Here is a 5,436-nt window from a genome sequence, read left to right as displayed (position 1 = left end):
ATATAGCGCTGTGCGCAGGCAACAGGCAACAGGCAACAGCTCATCTGGGGGAATAAAAGACCGATAATACAAGACTTTTAGCTATTGGACAGTTCTTGTAATTTGTAAATATGCCAGCGCACATTGCTATAACTCTAATGTTAATAAATTATATCAAGTCCGTTTAATTGCACATAGATCAAATTTATACCCATAGAGAATAGGGAATATGGAATAGGGAATAGGGAATAGTAAAATTTCTAGCAATACTAAACGTTTCAGGGTTTAGCATCCTTGTACTGGCCTTAGCGGAAGCTCTGCCCCAGTAAACGGCCGTTTGCCTCTGCTGACTACTGACTACTAAATTGAAGTGAGGTTGTTTAACCGGATTTTATATTATCCCCAGAATATATCAATATTCCAGGGGAAAAAAATATCAGAATAATCAATAACCAATTTTTAATGACTGATTTTACTACTTCAACTTTTGTTTGATAATAGTCACAAGTTGAGCCATTTGTTTTTTCAACGCTGCAATTTCAGCTTGCATTTTCTTAACTTGAGCTTGCAACGCTTGAATATCGCCAGAACTTCCCCCCAAAGCAGCAACTTCCATTTGCTCACTCGGGCGTTTTTTGGCCAAATCAAAGGCAGACTTAATAGCTGCAGTTAGCTCTTTTTTCTCAAAAGGTTTTTCTAAAAAAGCAAAAAAATGTTTCTCAAAAGGTTCAGGAATTTTATCTGTCACCTCTTCTTTACGGCCTGACATTAATACCAATGGAATCTTCTTTAGCTGAGATTGGGATTGAATTTTTTGGAACACTTCCCAACCAGTAACTTTTGGTAGTAGAAAGTCCAACATAATTAAATTCGGACGTTCCTTAATAATAAATTTCAGTCCCTCTTGGCCATCCTTTGCCTCTATAACATTAAAGTTTCCTTGGGGAAGCATTTCTTTGACTCTTACCCTAATAACTTTACTATCATCAATAACTAAAATTTTGTGTCCTGCCACGACTAGCTCCTCCAGTTATCAGTTAGTGTTTCAAATTAATCTTATCTATATTCCTGTAATCAGCCATCAAGATTGCTAAATCATGGCTTCTACATTGATCTGTTCTAATATAAAAGCGCACAAAAATTTTTAATTTTTTATGGCTACAAAAAATGGTCGGTCAATATCAACTCAGGTCAACACTGCTGGGATGAAAGGCCAAATTCAGAGTATGCCAAAGTGGCTGCGTCCTTCTTTGGGAAAAGCTAGTGATATTTCTACTGTACAGAAAATTATAAAGCAGCGTCAGCTCCATACCATCTGTGAAGAAGGTCGCTGTCCTAACCGAGGCGAATGTTATGCCCAGAAAACAGCTACTTTTTTATTGATGGGTCCTACTTGTACGCGGTCTTGTGCTTTTTGTCAAGTGGATAAGGGTCATGCTCCGATGCCCTTAGACCCGGAGGAACCACAAAAAGTAGCTGAGGCTGTAGGATTGTTAGGTTTGGAGTATGTGGTATTGACTTCTGTTGCTAGGGATGATTTGCCAGATGGTGGTGCTAGTTGGTTTGTCGCAACAATGACAGCTATTAGACAACGGAACCCAGGGGCGAAAATAGAGGTTTTGACGGCTGATTTTTGGGGTGGTCAAGGTGGACTTGGGGTTGAGAAGTTATCTGTTTCTTTAGCTGAAAAGCAAAAGCAACGGATCAAGATAGTTATAGATGCTGAACCTGCTTGCTATAACCATAATATTGAAACAGTACGACGATTACAAGGCCCTGTGCGTCGTGGGGCAAAATATGAGCGATCGCTTGATGTATTACGGATTGTTAAGGAGTTAAACTCTAATATTCCTACTAAGTCAGGTCTAATGTTGGGACATGGAGAAACGAAAACTGAAATAGTTGAGGCCATGGCAGATTTGAGAAGAGTAGGATGCGATCGCATTACTTTAGGCCAATATATGCGTCCTTCTCTAGCCCATTTGCCCGTACAAAAATATTGGACACCAGAAGAGTTTGAGGAGCTTGGAGCGATCGCCCAACAAATGGGCTTTTCTCATGTGCGTTCTGGCCCTCTAGTGCGTAGTTCTTATCATGCTGGAGAAAGTGTTTAAGTCAAGAAGGGAAAAGAAAACAAATAAATTCCTAATCTTTAAATGTTTGTATGATATTGAATCAATTGTATGATAGGATTTTCTTGATCCCAAAAAAATGCGGTGGGTCTCATCGTCTCTGTCTGCAGAGGGTTAAGTGGTTGCACTCCCTGTGTTCGCGCAGCGTTGCGCCAGCAAAACAGAAAGCCCTATCCATGAGGTTGGGAAGCCCACATCATCATCTTTGATTTGATGTAGGAGAACGTCACTATAAAAATGGAGAATAAATTTAGATGAAATATTCTTTTCGTGCAGGTTGGGCTTTATTATTATTGGCTATCAACTTTGTTGTTGCGGGCTACTATTTCGGCGCTATCCAGTAGTCTTCAGACCTTTCCTTAGCAAATCTGTGCCACTCTTAGGATACTATATTCTTTAAGAGTGGCACTTTAATGAAGTCAGAAGTCAGAAGTTAGAAGTTAGAAGTTAGAAGTTATTTTTGTAACGGGGATTTTGAGTAACTCTCTAAAAATATTTCGCCAGTCAAGGCGGGGTTACGCGACCCAATTATTTTGATAACGATATATTTACCTAATCTATTTCAAGAAGCACATCCTCAAAATCAAAAAATCATAACTCTATCCACAAGATTTATCTCGCCACTCAATCTCTAATAAACTTAATAACCTTTCGTCTCCTTTGATCTTAGCTATTGAACGTTGCCATTGTAATATATCGCATATATTTGTTCTATTTACCTGAGCTATCTTTTTTGGCTCAACCTGTTTCTCTTTTACTATTTGAGCAACATTAATAGTTTGTTTTTCCTTAGCTAACTCATCATCTCTAGCGCAGAACAGCTTTTTAGAAGGATGCTGAGGTATGGGAATATGTTTAACGTAAGGATAAGTCCATCCTTGGTCTCTATGTTGTCCCCTGTATTCCTCCACTGCTTCCCCCATCATCATATTAATAGTAGGAAGTTCTTGTCGATTACGCTGATAGTCATTATTTAGTTTCATCTAATCATACAATTTTATATTTTTTTCTGTATCTATTTTTACATTTTACTCAAAAACTAGAATGTTTTTGACAAAAATTTACCTAAATGTTGCTAGAAAGCCTGGGCTAAAAGAAGTGAATATAGAGTGATGATGAATCAAATACTGGGAAAAATATTTCCCACTGTTGCCTCACAGGACTGCGCGTTTCCTCTCTTGGTGGACATTCCCATGGTGCTCCCTTCAGGACCGTAGTGAACCGACACACTTTAAATGGTGCATTAGACGGGGAGTGTGGGGAGTGTGGGGAGGGTGGGGAGAAAAAGACATCTATAGAATAGAATACAAAAATTTATTGCACAGTTTTAGCTGTGTCAGTCCAGTAGGGACAGGAAACCTTTCCCTATGGGAGACTACAGGTTTTGCCCCACAATATGTTGACCGAATAATTAAGGTTTAAAGCCTCTCTCTCCTTTAAAGGAGAAACAAGCGGTAGAGGAATGGCGAGGAGACCTCGCCAATCGACCAAGAGAGAAAAAATTTTCATTATTACTCAATCCTCTTCTTTTCAAGGAGAGGTAATTGTTAATTATTAATTATTATTGTTGAAGAACTAGACAGTGCAAAGTTCTGGGAATAACTATTGCTAGCTAAGGCTTTCAGGGATTTCAAGGTTAGAAAATCTCAATTCACTAATATAGGTTCTGTAAGCCTTTTCCAATAATACTTTTAGTCTTGAAAGTAAATTGTTTTTCAGAAGAACTTTGTACTCTCCAGATTCCGTATCAAAAAAGTGAAGCTTTGCCTTAGCAAAACTTTGGGTTCCGACAGCTTGCGTCTGTGGTGTCCTTCAGGGTCGCACCGCTGTTCCCTATTTTCTGGAGATGTCTATTCTTAAAAATAGTGACAGAGATAACTGACAAATAACAACAAGTAGTGTTAAAAAACAATTTTTCTGACAAAATTCCTCTTGAATTCTGACTACTGTACCTTGGGAATTTGACGGTTGCCAGACATACTTCATTAGACTCTATATCTTGAGCTTTTCTATTCTCTAATATTGAAAAGATTATTGTCCATAATTTATGCCAATAATGGGCAATTATCATTGATTTGTTTGTGTAAAAAATTAGCTTATTATTATATGTTGACAAAATAGCCAAGTATTATTTAATATAGAATTACAGACACATAAATAAACAAATACGGCCAGAAAAAAATATATATAAATTTAAGGTAGATTTTATGAAAAGAATCATCAAAAATCAATCTACTTCTGCTCATCCATTGGGTAGATTTGTAACTAGAGACGCATTAGCATTTCATTTGGGAATTAAATCAGATAATATCTACAAAATAAACTGTTGGAAATATGTGATTCATGTTGTAGGCAAAGGTAAAAGTAGGTTTGTAAGTTATGCCGATATGCCACCTATTTTGGGGGTAGAACCACCAAGAAAATCAGATTTCACTAAATGGAGAAAGCGCATAAAGGCTAGAAAGCAAAAGTATGTTCCTAAGTTTTGGGCACAATTTTATGTTGAGAAAATTCAGAAATCTAATTCAATTCAAAGATTACATGGTTGGGAAAATTTAGTTAAACAATGCAAGTCATTAATATCATTAGAAGGAGTAAAAAAAATAGACAGTGCTTTGATTCAAGAAAAGTCTAAATTAGAAAAATTAGCTTATCATAGTTAGTAAAAATAACTACGATTTAATATTGATTACTATCTCACGATAGTCACATTTGAGTAAGATATAAATTGTATTTATTTTAGTAATATGACTTAAAAGTAAGATGGCGATCACACAAATATTAAATTCTATCAAAAATTGTTTTTGTAACGGGGATTTGAGCAAGCCTCCAAAAACATTTCGTTTTAAAAGCCTAACGGCAGTTAGATCCTACTAGATATGGTAGTTCTGCGTAAGTTCTGTGAGTGCTAATAGACATTTGTTCAATAATTGATAATTGATAATTACCTCTCCCTAAAAGCTATCCCTTATAAGGAACTCCTGAAAACCTTGTGGGAAGCAGGGGAGAAAGGAGAAAGAATCATAGTAGATAGGAAAAACTACTTAAGTTATCGAAAAAAATGTACTTTTTAATACACTTTTTCTCTAACAAAAACCTTTGAAAGACTTATACATAACTTGTCTATTTTATCAATTTTTATGTTAAGAAAGATGTTTATAAAGCATAGCCCTAAAAGGAAAAGGAAGAGGATCTAATAAAAAGAAAATATTTTCTCTCTTGGTCGATTGGATATGGCGAGGAGACCCGCTCTTATCAGAGCCGCTTCGCTAACGCCATCCCACCCTACGGGAAGCTGCGCTAACGACCGCTTGTTTCTCCTTCA

The 5,436-nt window shown here is 36.8% G+C and carries 5 protein-coding genes; 3 read left to right on the top strand and 2 right to left on the bottom strand.

Going from position 1 to position 5,436, the window contains the following annotated elements; translation table 11 throughout:
- Positions 1-454: 454 nt before the first annotated feature.
- On the bottom strand, positions 455-994 hold the full coding sequence (locus F6K13_RS16410; RefSeq protein WP_124144635.1) for a PleD family two-component system response regulator: 540 nt from the start codon (positions 992-994) through the stop codon (positions 455-457).
- 139 nt (positions 995-1,133) lie between these two features.
- Between F6K13_RS16410 and lipA the strand changes: the two genes are divergently transcribed.
- Entirely contained in the window at positions 1,134-2,093 is a 960-nt protein-coding gene (lipA, locus tag F6K13_RS16405) for a lipoyl synthase (RefSeq protein WP_124144634.1), read from the top strand.
- A gap of 272 nt (positions 2,094-2,365) precedes the next feature.
- The gene (gene psaX, locus F6K13_RS16400; RefSeq protein WP_124144633.1) at positions 2,366-2,455 is read left to right on the top strand and encodes a photosystem I protein PsaX; all 90 of its coding nucleotides are present in this window, start codon (positions 2,366-2,368) and stop codon (positions 2,453-2,455) included.
- Positions 2,456-2,710: 255 nt separating this feature from the next.
- Here psaX and F6K13_RS16395 read toward each other — a convergent pair whose 3' ends face one another.
- Positions 2,711-3,094, bottom strand: coding sequence for a hypothetical protein (locus F6K13_RS16395; RefSeq protein ID WP_124144632.1), 384 nt, complete (start codon positions 3,092-3,094; stop codon positions 2,711-2,713).
- A 1,224-nt stretch (positions 3,095-4,318) separates the two neighbouring features.
- On the opposite strand from F6K13_RS16395, the gene F6K13_RS16390 reads away from it, so the two are divergent.
- Positions 4,319-4,774, top strand: a complete 456-nt coding sequence (locus F6K13_RS16390; RefSeq protein WP_124144631.1) for a hypothetical protein — start codon at positions 4,319-4,321, stop codon at positions 4,772-4,774.
- The last annotated feature ends 662 nt before the right edge of the window (positions 4,775-5,436 follow it).

Source organism: Okeania sp. SIO2B9 (assembly GCF_010672505.1).
GTDB lineage: Bacteria > Cyanobacteriota > Cyanobacteriia > Cyanobacteriales > Microcoleaceae > Okeania > Okeania hirsuta.
This window is presented reverse-complemented; position numbering and strand designations above follow the sequence as displayed.

What these genes read in the sequence shown, in the direction of transcription:
- lipA (WP_124144634.1), top strand. Translation starts at nt 1,134, where the DNA reads ATGGCTACAAAAAATGGTCGGTCAATATCAACTCAGGTCAACACTGCT.
- psaX (WP_124144633.1), top strand. Translation starts at nt 2,366, where the DNA reads ATGAAATATTCTTTTCGTGCAGGTTGGGCTTTATTATTATTGGCTATC.
- F6K13_RS16395 (WP_124144632.1), bottom strand. Translation starts at nt 3,094, where the DNA reads ATGAAACTAAATAATGACTATCAGCGTAATCGACAAGAACTTCCTACT.
- F6K13_RS16390 (WP_124144631.1), top strand. Translation starts at nt 4,319, where the DNA reads ATGAAAAGAATCATCAAAAATCAATCTACTTCTGCTCATCCATTGGGT.